General features: G+C 57.3%; 16 protein-coding genes. 8 read left to right on the plus strand and 8 right to left on the minus strand.

Annotated elements, in window-relative coordinates:
* Positions 1-3 precede the first annotated feature (3 nt).
* Entirely contained in the window at positions 4-1311 is a 1308-nt protein-coding gene (locus tag H2Z33_RS21830; protein WP_063135165.1) for a sulfurtransferase, read from the plus strand.
* On the opposite strand, the gene H2Z33_RS21835 is transcribed toward H2Z33_RS21830, so the two are convergent.
* Both H2Z33_RS21835 and H2Z33_RS21840 read right to left on the minus strand, forming a co-directional pair.
* Entirely contained in the window at positions 1308-1925 is a 618-nt protein-coding gene (locus H2Z33_RS21835) for a CDP-alcohol phosphatidyltransferase family protein (protein ID WP_045141483.1), read from the minus strand. The genes H2Z33_RS21830 and H2Z33_RS21835 overlap by 4 nt on opposite strands.
* Positions 1915-2487 carry a carboxymuconolactone decarboxylase family protein gene (locus H2Z33_RS21840; RefSeq protein ID WP_032670967.1) on the minus strand — a complete coding sequence of 191 codons (573 nt, stop codon included), beginning with the start codon at positions 2485-2487 and terminating at the stop codon, positions 1915-1917. Before H2Z33_RS21840 ends, H2Z33_RS21835 begins: the two co-directional genes overlap by 11 nt.
* 75 nt (positions 2488-2562) lie before the next feature.
* On the opposite strand from H2Z33_RS21840, the gene H2Z33_RS21845 reads away from it, so the two are divergent.
* Positions 2563-2979 carry a pyrimidine (deoxy)nucleoside triphosphate diphosphatase gene (locus tag H2Z33_RS21845; RefSeq protein WP_017384679.1) on the plus strand — a complete coding sequence of 139 codons (417 nt, stop codon included), beginning with the start codon at positions 2563-2565 and terminating at the stop codon, positions 2977-2979.
* Here the strand turns inward: H2Z33_RS21845 and H2Z33_RS21850 are convergent.
* Positions 2939-3211 carry a YnjH family protein gene (locus H2Z33_RS21850; RefSeq protein WP_003857857.1) on the minus strand — a complete coding sequence of 91 codons (273 nt, stop codon included), beginning with the start codon at positions 3209-3211 and terminating at the stop codon, positions 2939-2941. The two genes, H2Z33_RS21845 and H2Z33_RS21850, sit on opposite strands and share 41 nt — an antisense overlap.
* A 225-nt stretch (positions 3212-3436) precedes the next feature.
* Between H2Z33_RS21850 and gdhA the strand changes: the two genes are divergently transcribed.
* Positions 3437-4780 (plus strand): NADP-specific glutamate dehydrogenase, encoded by a 1344-nt coding sequence (gene gdhA / locus H2Z33_RS21855; RefSeq protein ID WP_063135059.1) that lies wholly within the window; start codon positions 3437-3439, stop codon positions 4778-4780.
* Between the two features lie 113 nt (positions 4781-4893).
* On the opposite strand, the gene H2Z33_RS21860 is transcribed toward gdhA, so the two are convergent.
* From H2Z33_RS21860 to H2Z33_RS21870, 3 genes are all read right to left on the minus strand, one after another.
* A complete protein-coding gene (locus tag H2Z33_RS21860; protein WP_017384681.1) occupies positions 4894-6816 on the minus strand; it encodes a DNA topoisomerase III in 1923 nt (640 codons plus the stop codon).
* A gap of 4 nt (positions 6817-6820) precedes the next feature.
* Positions 6821-7864, minus strand: coding sequence for a selenide, water dikinase SelD (gene selD / locus H2Z33_RS21865; RefSeq protein WP_015570773.1), 1044 nt, complete (start codon positions 7862-7864; stop codon positions 6821-6823).
* A 116-nt stretch (positions 7865-7980) separates the two neighbouring features.
* Positions 7981-8532, minus strand: a complete 552-nt coding sequence (locus tag H2Z33_RS21870) for an NAD(P)H nitroreductase (protein ID WP_032670093.1) — start codon at positions 8530-8532, stop codon at positions 7981-7983.
* Positions 8533-8699: 167 nt separating this feature from the next.
* Between H2Z33_RS21870 and sppA the strand changes: the two genes are divergently transcribed.
* The 4 genes from sppA (at position 8700) to H2Z33_RS21890 (ending at position 13759) form a co-directional block, all read left to right on the plus strand.
* Entirely contained in the window at positions 8700-10556 is a 1857-nt protein-coding gene (sppA, locus tag H2Z33_RS21875) for a signal peptide peptidase SppA (RefSeq protein WP_058689454.1), read from the plus strand.
* A gap of 62 nt (positions 10557-10618) precedes the next feature.
* Positions 10619-11635, plus strand: a complete 1017-nt coding sequence (gene ansA, locus H2Z33_RS21880) for an asparaginase (RefSeq protein WP_033487292.1) — start codon at positions 10619-10621, stop codon at positions 11633-11635.
* Between the two features lie 9 nt (positions 11636-11644).
* The gene (pncA, locus tag H2Z33_RS21885) at positions 11645-12286 is read left to right on the plus strand and encodes a bifunctional nicotinamidase/pyrazinamidase (RefSeq protein ID WP_017384686.1); all 642 of its coding nucleotides are present in this window, start codon (positions 11645-11647) and stop codon (positions 12284-12286) included.
* Positions 12287-12505: 219 nt separating this feature from the next.
* On the plus strand, positions 12506-13759 hold the full coding sequence (locus tag H2Z33_RS21890; protein ID WP_058700347.1) for a glycoside hydrolase family 18 protein: 1254 nt from the start codon (positions 12506-12508) through the stop codon (positions 13757-13759).
* A gap of 50 nt (positions 13760-13809) precedes the next feature.
* Here the strand turns inward: H2Z33_RS21890 and H2Z33_RS21895 are convergent, their stop codons facing one another.
* Both H2Z33_RS21895 and msrB read right to left on the minus strand, forming a co-directional pair.
* A complete protein-coding gene (locus H2Z33_RS21895; protein ID WP_017384688.1) occupies positions 13810-14082 on the minus strand; it encodes a YeaC family protein in 273 nt (90 codons plus the stop codon).
* A 41-nt stretch (positions 14083-14123) separates the two neighbouring features.
* Entirely contained in the window at positions 14124-14537 is a 414-nt protein-coding gene (msrB, locus tag H2Z33_RS21900) for a peptide-methionine (R)-S-oxide reductase MsrB (protein ID WP_003857865.1), read from the minus strand.
* A 341-nt stretch (positions 14538-14878) separates the two neighbouring features.
* Here msrB and gapA point away from each other — a divergent pair, with 341 nt between their 5' ends.
* A complete protein-coding gene (gene gapA / locus H2Z33_RS21905; RefSeq protein WP_006809136.1) occupies positions 14879-15874 on the plus strand; it encodes a glyceraldehyde-3-phosphate dehydrogenase in 996 nt (331 codons plus the stop codon).
* Positions 15875-15928 lie beyond the last annotated feature (54 nt).

Here is a 15928-nt window from a genome sequence, read left to right on the forward strand (position 1 = left end):
TCGATGAAACGTGTTTCTCAACTGACCGCGCTGGCCCTGCTCTGCGGCCTCGCCTCACTCTCCTCCACGGCGGCTGATATGCCCCACTCCCTCACGCTGGACCAGCTCCAGGCGCAAAACGGCGCGGTAATTGATACGCGCGTCAGTGCGTTCTTTAACGGCTGGCCGCAGACCCTGAGCGGAACGTCCGGGCATGAACCCGCCGCGCTTAATCTCTCTGCCAGCTGGCTTGGGGCAATGAGCGATGAACAGCTCAGCGGCTGGGCAAAACAACATCGGCTTACGCCAGACATGCCAGTTGCGCTCTATGGCAACGATGATGACAACCAGACCGTCAAAACGCGGCTGGAGAAAGCGGGCTTTACCCACGTCTCCACCCTGAGCGATGCCCTGCAACAATCCGACCGTCTGCAACGTCTGGCGCATTTCGAACAGCTGGTTTATCCGCAGTGGATCCGCCAGTTGCAGCAGGGCAAACCCGTTACCGCCGCACCAGCCGGAGAGTGGAAGGTGATCGAGGCTGGCTGGGGTGCGCCGAAGCTTTATCTCCTGAGCCACATTCCCGGTGCGGGCTATATCGACACCAATGAAGTGGAAAGCGAACCGCTGTGGAATAAGGTCTCTGACGAAAAGCTGAAAGCGATGCTGGCGAAGCACGGGATCCGTCACGATACCACCGTCATTCTGTACGGTCGCGACGTGTATGCCGCCGCGCGCGTGGCGCAGATCATGCTCTACGCGGGCGTGAAGGATGTGCGAATTCTGGATGGCGGCTGGAAGGCGTGGTCCGACGCCAGCCTGCCCGTTGAGCGCGGAACGCCTGCAAAGGTCAAGCCAGCCCCTGATTTTGGCGCGCCGATCCCGGGCCAGCCCCGGCTGATGGTGGATATGGAGCAGGCCCGGGGAATGCTGCACCGTCAGGACGCCTCGCTGGTGAGCATTCGTTCCTGGCCAGAGTTTATCGGTTTAACCAGCGGCTACAGCTATATCAAGCCAAAAGGTGAAATTGCCGGTGCGCGCTGGGGCCATGCGGGCAGCGACGCGACCCACATGGAAGATTTCCACAATCCGGATGGCACCATGCGCAGCGCCGATGATATTGCCGCCATGTGGAAAACGTGGAATATCCTGCCGGAGCAGCACGTTGCGTTTTACTGTGGTACCGGCTGGCGCGCGTCTGAAGCCTTTATGTACGCCCGCGCCATGGGCTGGCAGAACGTTGCCGTCTACGACGGCGGCTGGTACGAATGGAGCAGCCATCCGCAGAACCCGGTCTCCACCGGGGAGCGCGGACCGGAGAGCGCACGCTAGCGGGGAAGTGATTTCAGCGTGATATAACCGCTCCAGATGCGCGTTGTGGTGGTCAGCCAGCACAATGCGCCAAACGTCCAGGCAAACAGCGCGAAATGCGCCGGAAACAGGCAGCACAGCGCAAACAGCGCGATGGTCTCCGTTCCTTCCGTTAATCCCCCAATGTAATAAAGCGACTTGTGCGCATAGCCGGGGTTGTCGATATCATGCTTCCCCGCCAGCGCGGCAAAGGCCAGAAAACTGCTGCCCGTCCCCATAAAAGCGAACAGCAGCCAGGCGGCGGCGATCGCGTTATCAGCCGGAGCGGCCAGCGCAAAGCCAAACGGCACCAGGGCGTAGAACAGGAAGTCGAGGGCGATATCAAGAAATCCTCCCGCGTCCGTCAGGCCACGGCGACGCGCCAGCGCGCCGTCCAGACCATCCAGCAGCCGGTTCAGCACAATGGCGATCAGCGCCGCCGGATACCAGCCCAGCGCCAGAAACGGTAACGCCAGCACGCCAATCGCAAACCCGGCGAGCGTTAAGCCATCAGGCGTGATAAACGGTCTATCCAGCGCGGCGGCCAGCTGATTTAACCCGGGTTTCAGTCGGGGGTGCAGATGTTTATCCAGCATGCGGTTTACCTTTAAACGTGGCGCACAGCCCCTGAGCCGGGATATCCAGCGCGGCGTTAAAGCGGGCGGAAAGATTCTGAAAGGCAATCAGAGCCGTCATTTCGGTGATGGTCTCTTCCGTAAAGTGGCGCTTCAGCAGACTTTTGATATTTTCATCCACCTGAGGTGGCGTGGCGGTGACCGCTTCCGCATAGGCCAGCGCCGCGCGCTCCTCTTCGCTGAACAGGGTGGAATTTTGCCAGTCGCTGACGGCCTGCACTTTATCCAGCGCCCCGCTCCGCTCGGCCAGACGCAGGCTGTTGGCATCAATACAAAATGCGCAGTGGCAGATCTGCGAGATCCGCGTCATTAGTAGCGATCGCAGAACCGGGGTCAAACGCGCCTTGCGCCGCTCCAGATAGCCGACAAATAGCGCCACCAGCCAGAAAAGACGCGGCATACGCCCCCACCAGCGCGTGGGGTTCAGCACCGCGCCGAAGTGTTTTTTCTGCATGGCGGCGATGGGGCTGAGGCTGACGGGAAGGGTTTCCATGGGCGCAACCCAGGCGGATGTCTCTTTCACCTGATTCTCCTGATGACTGGACTCTTTGGAAGGGCACGATAATATGTCGTTTTTCGCTATTAATTATTGACGAACATGCTGAAAACACTCGATGTGGTTGCGGCCATCCTCGAAAAAGAGGGCAAGATTTTGCTGGCGCAGCGTCCCGAACATGCCGATCAGCCAGGAATGTGGGAATTTGCAGGCGGGAAGGTTGAAGCCGGTGAGACCCAGCCGGAAGCGCTGATCCGCGAACTGCGCGAAGAACTCGGCATTGAAGCCGTGCCCGCGCGGTATGTGGCAAGCCACCAGCGGGAGGTGTCGCAGCGGCTGATTCACCTCCACGCCTGGCATGTGCCTGAATTTAGCGGTCAGCTGAAGGCGCATTATCACTCGGCGCTGGTATGGTGCACGCCAGAAGACGCGTTCACGTATGCTTTAGCCCCGGCGGATATACCGCTGCTGGAAGCGTTTATTCTTTTACGCGACGCCAGACCAGCGGATTTGTACTGAGGGTGCGTTCATCACGCTGGCACTGCAACAGCACGCCATCTGCCCTGACTACTGCGCCTTCGGAATAGTTTTGATCCTGATAGATACAGCACTGATTACACGGCTGCGCACGCTGGCCGCCAGCGCTAAAAACCTCTGGCGGCACGTTGACCTCGACATCCGGGCGAATGCGGTCAGCCTGTGCCCCGGCGGACACCATCAAACATAACGCGGCCATTGCGTAACGGTTCATAGACTTTATTTCCTTTGCATCGTTTATATCTATAACGGTCGATCCGGACGGGATCTTTAATTTATCTCGTCATCGCTTTTGGTTATGACGCGCGCCCTGTCATTAATTTCCCTTGCGGCATAAATTTCTGCTTGCCTCTCAAAGCGGTGCGGGTGGTATAGTCAAAAAAACGACACAAAACATCTACGCCACACGCATAAATTATTATAAGAGGTTCTTATATCTATGGATCAGACACGCTCTCTGGAAAGCTTTCTTGCCCATGTTCAGCAGCGCGACCCGCACCAAAGCGAGTTTGCCCAGGCCGTTCGTGAAGTCATGACCACCCTGTGGCCCTTCCTTGAGGAAAATCCGCGTTACCGTCAGATGGCGCTGCTTGAACGTCTGGTAGAGCCGGAGCGCGTCATCCAGTTCCGCGTGGCGTGGGTGGACGACCGCAATCAGGTGCAGGTCAACCGCGCGTGGCGCGTGCAGTTTAACTCCGCCATTGGGCCGTTTAAGGGCGGGATGCGCTTCCACCCCTCGGTGAACCTGTCGATTCTGAAATTCCTCGGCTTCGAGCAGACCTTTAAAAATGCGCTCACTACCCTTCCGATGGGCGGCGGTAAAGGCGGGAGTGATTTCGATCCGAAAGGCAAGAGCGAAGGCGAAGTGATGCGCTTCTGCCAGGCGCTGGTCACTGAGCTCTATCGCCACCTTGGGCCGGACACCGACGTTCCTGCCGGGGATATCGGCGTGGGGGGGCGTGAAGTGGGTTTTATGGCCGGGATGATGAAAAAGCTCTCCAACAACAGCGCCTGCGTCTTTACCGGCAAAGGTCTGTCGTTTGGCGGTAGCCTGATTCGCCCGGAAGCGACGGGTTATGGTCTGGTCTATTTCACCGAAGCGATGCTTAAGCGTCACGGGCTGAGCTTCGAGGGGATGCGCGTGGCGGTCTCCGGCTCCGGTAACGTGGCGCAGTATGCTATCGAGAAAGCGATGGCGTTTGGCGCGCGCGTGGTGACCGCCTCCGACTCCAGCGGCACCGTGGTGGATGAAGCTGGCTTTACAGCAGAAAAACTGGCGCGTCTGTGCGAAATCAAAGCCAGCCGTGACGGTCGGGTAGCGAATTATGCCCGTGAATTTGGCCTGACCTATCTGGAAGGTAAACAGCCGTGGGGCGTGCCGGTGGATATCGCCCTGCCGTGCGCGACGCAAAACGAGCTGGACGTGGATGCCGCCCGGACGCTGATTAGCAATGGCGTGAAAGCGGTAGCGGAAGGGGCAAATATGCCCACCACTATTGAAGCGACCGACCTGTTCCTGGACGCGGGCGTGCTGTTTGCGCCAGGCAAGGCGGCGAACGCTGGCGGCGTGGCAACATCCGGTCTGGAAATGGCGCAAAACGCCGCGAGAATGGGCTGGAAGGCAGAGAAAGTGGATGCCCGTCTGCACCACATCATGCTCGATATTCATCACGCCTGCGTGGAGTACGGCGGCGAGGCCTCGCAAACTAACTACGTGCGCGGGGCGAATATCGCCGGGTTCGTGAAGGTGGCCGATGCGATGATCGGACAGGGTGTGATTTAGTTTCGCTGCATTCTCGCCCTTGTAGGCCCGGTAAGCGTTAGCGCCACCGGGCTTTTTTCAGGCCGCAGAGGGGCTTTCGCCGGGTGGCGGCTTCGCCTTACCCGGCCTACGGTTTAAGCGGTTGTATTTTTGGCTGCGCTTTTCTTCTTTTTGAACGGTTTCTTCGCCCCGCCGCCCGGGGCGACCATTCCCCGGAATCGCTTCACTGGCGTACTGCGCGCCTGGTCAATCAGCTGATAAAGCGTCCCTACCAGCGGCTGCATAAAGTCCTGATAACGGCACTGCTTTTCGCTGATCTGCGTCAGCACCGACTCCCAGTGCGCGGTCATGTCCGGCCTGGCGGCCAGCTCCGGCAGCGAATGAATTAGCGCCCGGCCCGGTTCTGTTGAATGGATGTAACGTCCCTTTTTCTCCAGGAAGCCGCGCTTAAAGAGCAGTTCGATGATCCCCGCGCGGGTCGCTTCCGTGCCCAGACCGTCGGTGGCGCGCAGGATCTTCTTCAGATCTTTATCCTGCACAAAGCGGGCGATGCCGGTCATGGCCGACAGCAGCGTCGCGTCGGTGAAATGGCGCGGCGGCTGGGTTTGTCGTTCAACCACTTCGCCCTTCTCGCAAAGCAGTTCGTCGCCTTTGGCCACGACCGGCAGCGGCGTGCCGTCGTTCTCTTCGTCACGTTCTTTGTTGCCGAGCAGCGTGCGCCAGCCCGCTTCCGCGAGGAAACGCGCTTTGGCGATAAATTTGCCTTTGGCAATTTCCAGTTCAATAACGCACTTGCGGAACACCGCGTCCGGGCAGAACTGCATCAGATACTGACGCGCGATCAGGTTATAGACCTTTGCTTCGTTGTCGGTCAGGTTGACGTTGCTGGTGCGCGCCGTCGGGATTATCGCGTGGTGAGCATCGACTTTTTTATCGTCCCAGCAGCGGTTATGGGTATCCGGGTTTACCGCCGGCTGCGGCAACAGATCCGGCGCATGGACGCCAATGGCATTCATCACCGAGTGGCGTCCGGCGAAGTGTTCTTCCGGCAGATAGCGGCTGTCCGAACGCGGATAGGTGATCAGCTTGTGGGTTTCGTAGAGCTTCTGGCAGATATCGAGCACGTTCTGCGCGCTAAGACCAAAGCGCTTAGCCGCCTCAATCTGCAACGCCGAAAGGGAGAACGGCAGCGGTGCGGGCTCCGTTTCCCGTTTGTCGTTATAGCTGGTGACGATTGCGGGCTGGCCGGTAATGCGGTTGACCACGTGCTCCGCCAGCGGGCGATGCAGCAGCCGTCCCTCTTCGTCCTGATATGACTCACAGGCATCGCTTGGCTGCCAGACGGCGGTAAAGCGTTCGTCTTTCGGCGTGACGATATGCGCTTTGACTTCGAAGAAGTCTTTGGCGACGAAATTTTCGATCTCTTCGTCGCGACGCACCACCAGCCCCAGCACCGGTGTCTGGACACGACCGACGGAGAGTACGCCCTGATAACCCGCGTTGCGCCCGAGAATGGTGTAGGCGCGGGTCATGTTGATCCCGTACAGCCAGTCCGCACGGGCACGCGCCAGCGCGGAGACACACAGGGGAATAAATTCGCTGTTGGCGCGCAGGCGTGAAATGGCCCGCTCTACCGCCTGAGGGTTGAGGTCGTTGATCAGGCAGCGCTGCACCTGCTGGCGCTTTTCCGGCGCCAGCTCCAGGTAGTCCAGCACTTCATCGACCAGCAGTTGCCCTTCCCTGTCCGGGTCACCCGCGTGGACCACTTCCGTCGCCTCATGCAGGAAGCGCTTAATGACGTTGAGCTGTTTGGTGACGGAAGGACGCGGTTGGAGACGCCACTTTTCCGGCACAATCGGCAGATCGTTGAGATTCCAGCGGGCGTAGCGGCTGTCGTAGACATCCGGCTGCGCCTGTTCAAGCAGGTGACCGATACACCAGGTGACCACCTGCCCGTTACCGCATTCGATAAAGCCGTCGCCTTTGCGATGCGGCCTGGGCAGCACATCGGCGATGGCACGCGCCAGACTCGGCTTTTCGGCAATAAACAACCGCATCGAATTAACGGATCTCAATCATCGGGCGACCACCGCGGGCGGTCACCAGCTCACCAATGGCCGTCAGGGTGATGCCAAACTCGGCAGCCGTCGCCTGAACGTCAGCTTCAGCTTCCGGCGTCACCGCCAGCAGCAGGCCGCCGGAGGTTTGCGGATCGCACAGCAGGTTACGCCACGCTTCCGGCATTTCGCCCATTAAATGGCCGTAGCTGGCGAAGTTGCGCTGCGTCCCGCCCGGCACTGCGCCCTGAGCAATGTACTCTTCCACGCCCGGCAGCTTCGGCACATCCTGATACCAGACCTGCGCCTGCACGCCCGCGCCCTGACAGACTTCAGAGAGGTGCCCCAGCAGACCAAAACCGGTCACGTCGGTCATGGCCTTCACGCCGTCGATATTGGCGAATGCCGCACCGGCGAGGTTCATCTGGCACATCACTTCCGTTGCCAGACCGATATGCTCGGGCTTCAGCAGGGATTTCTTCTCGGCAGTGGTCAGTACGCCAATGCCCAGCGGCTTGGTGAGGAACAATTTGCAGCCCGGTTGCGCCGTGCTGTTGCGCTTCACGCGCTCGGTCGGCACCACGCCGGTGACGGCCAGGCCGAAGATCGGCTCCGGCGCATCGATAGAGTGACCACCGGCCAGGGCAATACCCGCCTGCTGGCAGGCAAAGCGTCCGCCTTCGATCACGTCGCGGGCAATCTCCGGCGGGAGGGTGTTAATCGGCCAGCCCAGAATGGCGATCGCCATAATCGGTTTACCGCCCATCGCAAAGATATCGCTGATGGCGTTGGTGGCCGCAATGCGCCCGAAGTCGAACGGGTTGTCGACAATCGGCATAAAGAAGTCAGTAGTGCTGATAATGCTGGTGCCGTTACCCAGGTCATAAACCGCTGCATCGTCACGCGTTTCGTTACCGACAAGCAGGTTCGGGTCGACAAACTTCGCCTGTTCACTGTGCAGGATGGTCTCCAGCACTTTCGGGGAAATTTTACAACCGCAACCGGCTCCGTGGCTGTATTGCGTTAAACGAATGGTTTGCTCGCTCATGGACGTCTCCTGTCATCTCAATCGCGCTATGGTAGCGCTCATTCCATAAAGAGGTAAGTATGACTGTCTGAATTCTGCGGCGGATGCTCAGAATCCAGACAGTTTAGCGCGGGTGATTAAAAACGGCTGACGAAAGGCGTAGTGTCCGGCACGCTAATGGTGCTGGAAGCTTTAAGCTGCGGGGTGCCGAGATAGAGGAAGCCGACAATTTTATCCTGTTCGCCACAGGAGAAACCTTCCCGCACGGCGGCGCTCCCGGTCAGCGGCCCGGTACGCCAGATGCCGTTAAAGCCCTGCGCGACGGCGGCCATCTGCATTGCCATTACCGCGCAACCGGCAGACATCTCCTGCTCCCAGACCGGCACTTTATGATCGGCCTGACATTTTGCGACTACCGCGATGATCATCGGCGCACGGAACGGCGCGTTGCGGGCTTTATCAATCCCCTTCTCATCCTGGCCTGCGGCAACAGCCCCCTGCTCCAGCAGCTGGCTGAAGCGGTCGCGCCCTTCGCCTTCAATGATAAAGAAGTGCCACGGCTGCAATGTGCCATGGTCCGGCGCACGCATTCCGGCACGCAGAATGTTTTCCAGCTGCTCGCCGACGGGTGCCGGTTCGGCCAGGCGGGAAGCGCTACGACGGTTAACAAGCAGTTCAAGTGCGTCCATTGGTTAACTCCTTTCATGAAATTTACTCACAAAATTAACACGACAGCAGAATTTGTTACAGCGTGGCAGGCGATTCCTGCTGACAAGTGGCGGTTGGGTCATTACGATAACCGCACATTACCGTCCCGTGGCGACGGAAACAGTCCTTTTCTGGTTAGGGAGAATACATGCGAACCCTTTGGCGAATCTTTGCCGGTTTCTTTAAATGGACGTGGCGACTGCTCAACTTCGTCCGCAACCTGGTGATGAACATCTTCTTCATCTTCCTGGTCCTGGTATGCGCAGGTATCTGGATGCATATCAGCAATGCAAACCAGTCGCAGCATTCGACGCGCGGCGCGCTGTTACTCGATATCACCGGGGTGATTGTTGATAAGCCATCGACCAGCAACCGTCTGGGCGTGATTGGTCGCCAGCTGTTCGGCGCAACGTCAGACCGTCTTCAGGAAAACTCCCTGTTTGATATTGTCGACACCATCCGTCAGGCTAAAGACGATCGTAACATTACCGGTATCGTGCTGGACCTGAAAGATTTTGCCGGCGCCGATCAGCCGTCAATGCAGTACATCGGTAAGGCGCTGCGCGAATTCCGCGACAGTGGTAAACCGGTTATTGCCATTGGCGACAGCTACACCCAGGGACAATATTATCTGGCGAGCTTTGCCAATAAGATCTGGCTTTCGCCACAGGGCACGGTCGATCTGCATGGCTTCGCCACTAACGGTCTGTACTACAAATCGCTGCTCGACAAGCTGAAGGTCACCACCCACGTCTTCCGCGTCGGGACCTATAAATCCGCCGTGGAGCCGTTTATCCGCGATGATATGTCCCCTGCCGCCCGTGAAGCGGACAGCCGCTGGATTGGCGAGCTGTGGCAGAACTACCTCGGCACCATTGCCGCTAACCGTCAGATTACCGCTGAGCAGGTCTTCCCGGGCGCGCGCGGCGTGCTGGACGGCCTGCGCAAGGTGGACGGCGATACAGCGAAATACGCGCTTGATAACAAACTGGTCGATCAGCTGGGTTCCAGCGCTGAAATTGAAAAAGCGCTGACCAAACAGTTCGGCTGGAGTAAAGAGGATAAAAACTACAGCGCCATCAGCATGTATGACTACGCCGCGAAAAAGCCGGACGACAGCGGTGACAGCATCGCCGTGGTGTTTGCTAACGGGGCCATTATGGACGGCGAAGAAACGCCGGGGAACGTCGGCGGGGACACCACCGCGTCGCAGATCCGCGATGCGCGCCTGGATCCGAAAGTGAAGGCGATTGTCCTGCGGGTGAACAGCCCTGGCGGCAGCGTCAGCGCCTCTGAAGTGATCCGTGCTGAACTGGCCGCCGCGCGCGCCGCGGGCAAGCCGGTAGTGGTCTCGATGGGCGGCATGGCGGCTTCCGGGGGGTACTGGATCTCGACGCCAGCCAACTACATTGTGGCTAACCCAAGCACGCTGACCGGCTCGATTGGCATCTTCGGCGTGATCAACACCGTAGAGAACAGCCTGGATTATCTCGGCGTCCACACCGACGGCGTCTCCACCTCGCCGCTGGCGGACGTGTCCGTTACCAAATCCCTGCCGCCTGAAGTGTCTGAGATGATGCAGCTCAGCATTGAGAGTGGCTATAAACGTTTCATCACGCTTGTTGCGGACTCCCGTAAAAAGACGCCCGATCAGATTGACCAGATCGCTCAGGGCCACGTCTGGACCGGCCAGGACGCGAAGAGCAACGGCCTGGTAGACAGCCTGGGTGACTTCGACGACGCCGTGAAGAAAGCGGCGGAGCTGGCGAAGCTCAAGCAGTGGCACGTGGACTATTATCAGGACGAACCAACGTTCTTCGATATGGTCATGGAGAGCATGTCCGGCTCCGTTCGTGCCATGCTGCCGGACGCGCTTCAGGCTTATCTGCCGGCGCCGGTGGCGACCGCGGCGAAAGCCATGAAAGCGGAGAGCGACAAGCTTGCAGCCTTTAATGATCCACAAAGCCGCTACGCGTTTTGCCTGACCTGTGCGAACGTGCGTTAAAAACCGTCCCCTCTTCCCGTGAAGAGGGGATTTTTTCTTTTGAAGAACAAGAACTCATTACCATGCAGAAGAAATCAATTTATGTCGCCTATACCGGCGGTACCATCGGTATGCAGCGCTCAGAAAATGGCTATATCCCGGTTTCCGGCCACTTACAGCGCCAGCTGGCGCTGATGCCTGAATTCCACCGTCCGGAAATGCCGGACTTTACCATCCATGAATATGAGCCGCTGATGGACTCCTCCGACATGACGCCGGAAGACTGGCAGCATATTGCGGACGATATTAAAGCCCATTACGACCAGTACGACGGCTTCGTGATCCTGCACGGCACCGACACCATGGCGTTCACCGCCTCGGCGCTCTCCTTCATGCTGGAGAACCTGAGCAAGCCCGTCATCGTGACCGGCTCGCAGATCCCGCTGGCGGAACTGCGTTCAGACGGGCAGATCAACCTGCTTAACTCCCTGTACGTGGCCGCTAATTACCCGATCAACGAGGTAACGCTGTTCTTCAACAACCGGCTGTACCGCGGGAACCGTACCACTAAAGCGCACGCCGATGGCTTTGACGCTTTTGCCTCACCTAACCTGCAACCGCTGCTGGAAGCGGGGATCCATATCCGTCGTCTGGGCACGCCGCCCGCGCCAAATACCGCAGGCGAACTGATCGTTCACCCGATCACCCCGCAGCCGATCGGCGTGGTGACGATTTATCCGGGTATTTCCGCCGACGTGGTGCGCAACTTCCTGCGCCAGCCGGTGAAGGCGCTGATCCTGCGCTCCTATGGTGTGGGTAACGCCCCGCAGAACGGTGAATTCCTGAAAGAGCTTCAGGAGGCGAGCGATCGCGGGATTGTGGTGGTCAACCTCACCCAGTGTATGTCCGGCAAAGTCAATATGGGCGGCTACGCCACCGGTAATGCCCTGGCGCACGCTGGCGTGATCAGTGGTTTCGATATGACCGTTGAGGCAACGCTGACTAAACTTCACTATTTACTGAGTCAGGATCTGGATATTGATTCCATTCGCCACGCCATGATGCAAAACCTGCGCGGTGAACTGACGCCGGACGAATAAGGAGGTCCCATGAAGCAACGCGCCCTGTTACTGGTCGATTTGCAAAATGATTTCTGTGCGGGCGGTGCGCTGGCCGTCGCGGAAGGCGACAGCACCGTAGACGTCGCGAATTCGCTGATTGAGTGGTGTAAAGCTCGTGGTGAAGCGGTGGTGGCGAGTCAGGACTGGCATCCGGCAAACCACGGCAGCTTTGCCAGCCAGCACAACGTTGAGCCTTACAGCCAGGGCGAACTGGACGGGCTGGCGCAAACCTTCTGGCCCGATCACTGCGTGCAGCAGACGGAGGGCGCTGAGCTGCATCCGCTGCTGAACCAGAAGGCCATCGACGCGGTGTTCCACAAAGGTGAAAACCCAACCATCGACAGCTACAGCGCGTTCTTTGATAACGGTCATCGTCAGAAGACGGCGCTGGACGCGTGGTTGCGCCACCATGAGATCACCGAGCTGATTGTGCTGGGCCTGGCGACGGATTACTGCGTGAAGTTCACCGTGCTGGATGCGCTCCAGTTGGGCTATACCGTGAATGTCATCACCGACGGCTGTCGCGGGGTAAATATTCAGCCGCATGACAGCGCTCAGGCGTTTATGGATATGGCCGCAGAAGGCGCAACGCTGTATACGCTGGCTGACTGGATGGAGACGCAGGCGTAAGCTTTTTAGCTGGGTGACGGCTTAGCCTTACCCGGCCTACTTTCTCTGGTTTTGTAGACCGGGTAAGCGTCAGCGCCACCCGGCATTTCTTCCCCAATCCCCATAAAGTGAACTCCCTCGCATCACAAGCGAAACGGCGATGCTATTCTCTTCAGGCTGTTTTTTCGCCACGCCTTTTCTGTGGCGTGGTTATTTTTGTTCAGTCAAAGAGGAAATTATATGAAACGTTTGCCCTTGCTGGCAGCATTACCCTTGCTTTGCGCGTCACTGGCTTCCGCCGCGCCCCTGATGTCCGTGGGTTACTTCAATGGGGGTGGCGATGTTACCGCCGGACCGGGTGGCGATATTAATAAACTCGACGTCCGCCAGATCACCCACCTCAACTACTCGTTTGGTCTGGTCTATAACAACGAGAAAGACGAAACCAACGCCGCGCTGAAAGATCCGGCAAAACTGCATCAAATCTGGTTATCACCTAAGGTGGCATCCGATCTGGCGTTACTTCCTCAGCTTCGTAAACAAAACCCGAACCTGAAAGTCCTGCTTTCCGTTGGCGGCTGGGGGGCGCGTGGTTTTTCTGGCGCAGCGGCAACCAAAGAGAGTCGCGCGGTATTTATTCGCTCCGCGCAGGAGATCGTCAGTAAATACGGCCTGGACGGGATCGACCTGGACTGGGAATATCCGGTCAACGGCGCGTGGGGACTGGTCGAGAGCACCCCTGCCGACCAGGATAATTTCACCGCGCTGTTAAAAGAGATGCGTGACGCGTTTGGTAAGAAAAAGCTGGTCACGATTGCGGTGGGCGCGAATGCGGAAAGTCCGAAAAGCTGGGTGGATGTGAAAGCCATTGCCCCCCTGCTCGATTACATCAACCTGATGACCTACGACATGGCGTACGGTACTCAGTATTTTAACGCGAATCTGTATGACTCCAGCGCCTGGCCAACGGTGGCTGCCGCAGACAAATACAGCGTCGATTTCGTCGTTAATAACTACCTTGCCGCCGGCCTGAAGCCGCAGCAGATGAACCTCGGGATCGGTTTTTACGGTCGAGTACCGAAGCGCGCCGTTGAACCGGGTATCGACTGGAGCAAATCGGACGCGCAGAACAATCCGGTGACGCAGCCCTACTTCGGGCCGCAGGAACTGGGCCTGTTCAAATCGCTTGGCTATGATCTGACCAAAGATACCTATGTGAAATACAACGATATCGTCCGCAAGCTGCTGAACGATCCGCAGAAACGCTTTACCGAGCACTGGGACGAACAGGCGAAGGTGCCGTGGCTGTCGGTGAAATCCGCCGACGGGAAGGCGCTGTTTGCGATTTCCTATGAGAACCCACGCTCCGTGGCGATCAAAGCGGATTACATTAAGGAGAAAGGTCTGGCTGGCGCCATGTTCTGGGAGTATGGGGCTGACGACGAAAACCAGCTCGCGAAACAGCTGGCGGAGTCGCTTGGGATCCCGCACTAAGATGTAGTGTGCCGGGTGGCGCTAGCGCTTACCCGGCCTACATGGGAGCTTTATTTGAAGGTCGCAATCGGCTTCGGCGCGATGCCGAACTCTTCTTTCAGCTCGCGCTTGCTTTTCATCACCATCTGACCGTTTGTGTCGATGGTCATGTGCTGGGCGTCGGTATTGTGACGCGCCTGCCACAGCATCACCAGCTGCAAACTGTTCTCTTTTTGCTCAGGTGTGAGCGCCACACCGTCCGGCCATTTTCCCAGCTCAACGGCCGTTACCAGACGCTGATAAACCTCCGGGGTCATACCTGCAATCATGTCATCAATATTCATGATCTCTCCCTTTCAAAGGAATAATTTGCTGAATCGTTTTTTCAACCCTTGGTCTGGTCGCCGTTTTCATCATCGGTAAAGCTCATGGAAGCCGAATTTACGCAGAAACGCTCCCCTGTCGGCTGCGGGCCATCCGGGAAGACATGCCCGAGATGGGCGTCACAGTTCCCGCAGCGAATTTCGGTGCGCACCATGCCGTGCGAGGTGTCCGTCAGGTAGCGGATCGCATCATCGCTGACAGGCTCGTAAAAGCTCGGCCAGCCGCAGCCAGAATCGTACTTCGTCTGGGAGTTAAACAGCGGTGCATCACACACCAGGCAGTGGTAGACGCCTTCCCGTTTATTGTGCAGCAAACGCCCGGAAAACGGCGGTTCTGTGCCGTGATTTTGCGTCACGTAAAACTGCATCTCTGTAAGGTTTTTTTTCAAATCGTCGGGGTTACGTTGGTTCGACATATGCTTACATCTCGCTGTTGAAACAGACATCTTTTAACCCAGATTCTAACAAAACATTAACACCCGCGCGTGCACTTTTGTTCTAAACTTATGTGTCGCGAAAAGGCGGTCAGGCAATTGTGATCAATTTCACATTTTAATCCTGCGAGGCCTTTAAAATTCCGGGCGCAGCCCCCATGTGGTTGCTAGCTTAAAGGGAAAGTGAGGCGAGTCAGTCGCACAAACGTTAGTCACAGGATTGATTTGTCGCAATGATTGACACGATTCCGCTTGACGCTGCGTAAGGTTTTTGTAATTTTACAGGCAACCTTTTATTCACTAACAAATAGCTGGTGGAATATATGACTATCAAAGTAGGTATCAACGGTTTTGGCCGTATCGGCCGTATTGTTTTCCGTGCTGCTCAGAAACGTTCTGACATCGAAATCGTTGGTATCAACGATCTCCTGGACGCTGAATACATGGCGTACATGCTGAAGTACGACTCAACTCACGGTCGTTTCGACGGCACCGTTGAAGTGAAAGACGGCCACCTGGTTGTTAATGGCAAAACCATCCGCGTTACTGCTGAGAAAGACCCAGCTAACCTGAAATGGAACGAAATCGGTGTTGACGTTGTAGCTGAAGCTACCGGTATCTTCCTGACCGACGAAACTGCACGTAAACACATCACTGCGGGTGCGAAGAAAGTTGTTCTGACTGGTCCTTCCAAAGACAACACCCCAATGTTCGTTCGCGGTGCAAACTTCGAAACTTACGCTGGCCAGGACATCGTTTCCAACGCATCCTGCACCACCAACTGCCTGGCACCGCTGGCTAAAGTTATCAACGACAACTTCGGCATCATCGAAGGTCTGATGACTACCGTTCACGCAACCACCGCTACTCAGAAAACCGTTGATGGCCCGTCTCACAAAGACTGGCGCGGCGGCCGTGGCGCGGCTCAGAACATCATCCCATCTTCTACCGGTGCTGCTAAAGCAGTAGGTAAAGTACTGCCAGAACTGAATGGCAAACTGACTGGTATGGCGTTCCGCGTTCCAACTCCTAACGTATCCGTTGTTGACCTGACCGTTCGTCTGGAAAAAGCTGCTTCTTATGAAGAAATTAAGAAAGCAATCAAAGCTGCTTCCGAAGGCCCAATGAAAGGCGTTCTGGGTTACACCGAAGACGACGTTGTATCTACCGATTTCAACGGCGAAGTGTGCACTTCCGTGTTCGATGCTAAAGCAGGTATCGCACTGAACGACAACTTCGTGAAACTGGTTTCCTGGTACGACAACGAAACTGGCTACTCTAACAAAGTACTGGACCTGATCGCTCACATCTCCAAATAAGTTGAGATGAGTGCTTGCTCCTAAAAGGCGACTTCGGTCGCCTTTTTTATTGTT

It is taken from the genome of Enterobacter sp. YSU (assembly GCF_016082135.1).
Classification (GTDB): Bacteria; Pseudomonadota; Gammaproteobacteria; order Enterobacterales; family Enterobacteriaceae; genus Enterobacter; species Enterobacter hormaechei_C.

Coding starts and splice junctions, on each gene's coding strand:
- H2Z33_RS21830 (WP_063135165.1), top strand. CDS start 4: ATGAAACGTGTTTCTCAACTGACCGCGCTGGCCCTGCTCTGCGGCCTC.
- H2Z33_RS21835 (WP_045141483.1), bottom strand. CDS start 1,925: ATGCTGGATAAACATCTGCACCCCCGACTGAAACCCGGGTTAAATCAG.
- H2Z33_RS21845 (WP_017384679.1), top strand. CDS start 2,563: ATGCTGAAAACACTCGATGTGGTTGCGGCCATCCTCGAAAAAGAGGGC.
- H2Z33_RS21850 (WP_003857857.1), bottom strand. CDS start 3,211: ATGAACCGTTACGCAATGGCCGCGTTATGTTTGATGGTGTCCGCCGGG.
- gdhA (WP_063135059.1), top strand. CDS start 3,437: ATGGATCAGACACGCTCTCTGGAAAGCTTTCTTGCCCATGTTCAGCAG.
- H2Z33_RS21860 (WP_017384681.1), bottom strand. CDS start 6,816: ATGCGGTTGTTTATTGCCGAAAAGCCGAGTCTGGCGCGTGCCATCGCC.
- selD (WP_015570773.1), bottom strand. CDS start 7,864: ATGAGCGAGCAAACCATTCGTTTAACGCAATACAGCCACGGAGCCGGT.
- H2Z33_RS21870 (WP_032670093.1), bottom strand. CDS start 8,532: ATGGACGCACTTGAACTGCTTGTTAACCGTCGTAGCGCTTCCCGCCTG.
- sppA (WP_058689454.1), top strand. CDS start 8,700: ATGCGAACCCTTTGGCGAATCTTTGCCGGTTTCTTTAAATGGACGTGG.
- ansA (WP_033487292.1), top strand. CDS start 10,619: ATGCAGAAGAAATCAATTTATGTCGCCTATACCGGCGGTACCATCGGT.
- pncA (WP_017384686.1), top strand. CDS start 11,645: ATGAAGCAACGCGCCCTGTTACTGGTCGATTTGCAAAATGATTTCTGT.
- H2Z33_RS21890 (WP_058700347.1), top strand. CDS start 12,506: ATGAAACGTTTGCCCTTGCTGGCAGCATTACCCTTGCTTTGCGCGTCA.
- H2Z33_RS21895 (WP_017384688.1), bottom strand. CDS start 14,082: ATGAATATTGATGACATGATTGCAGGTATGACCCCGGAGGTTTATCAG.
- msrB (WP_003857865.1), bottom strand. CDS start 14,537: ATGTCGAACCAACGTAACCCCGACGATTTGAAAAAAAACCTTACAGAG.
- gapA (WP_006809136.1), top strand. CDS start 14,879: ATGACTATCAAAGTAGGTATCAACGGTTTTGGCCGTATCGGCCGTATT.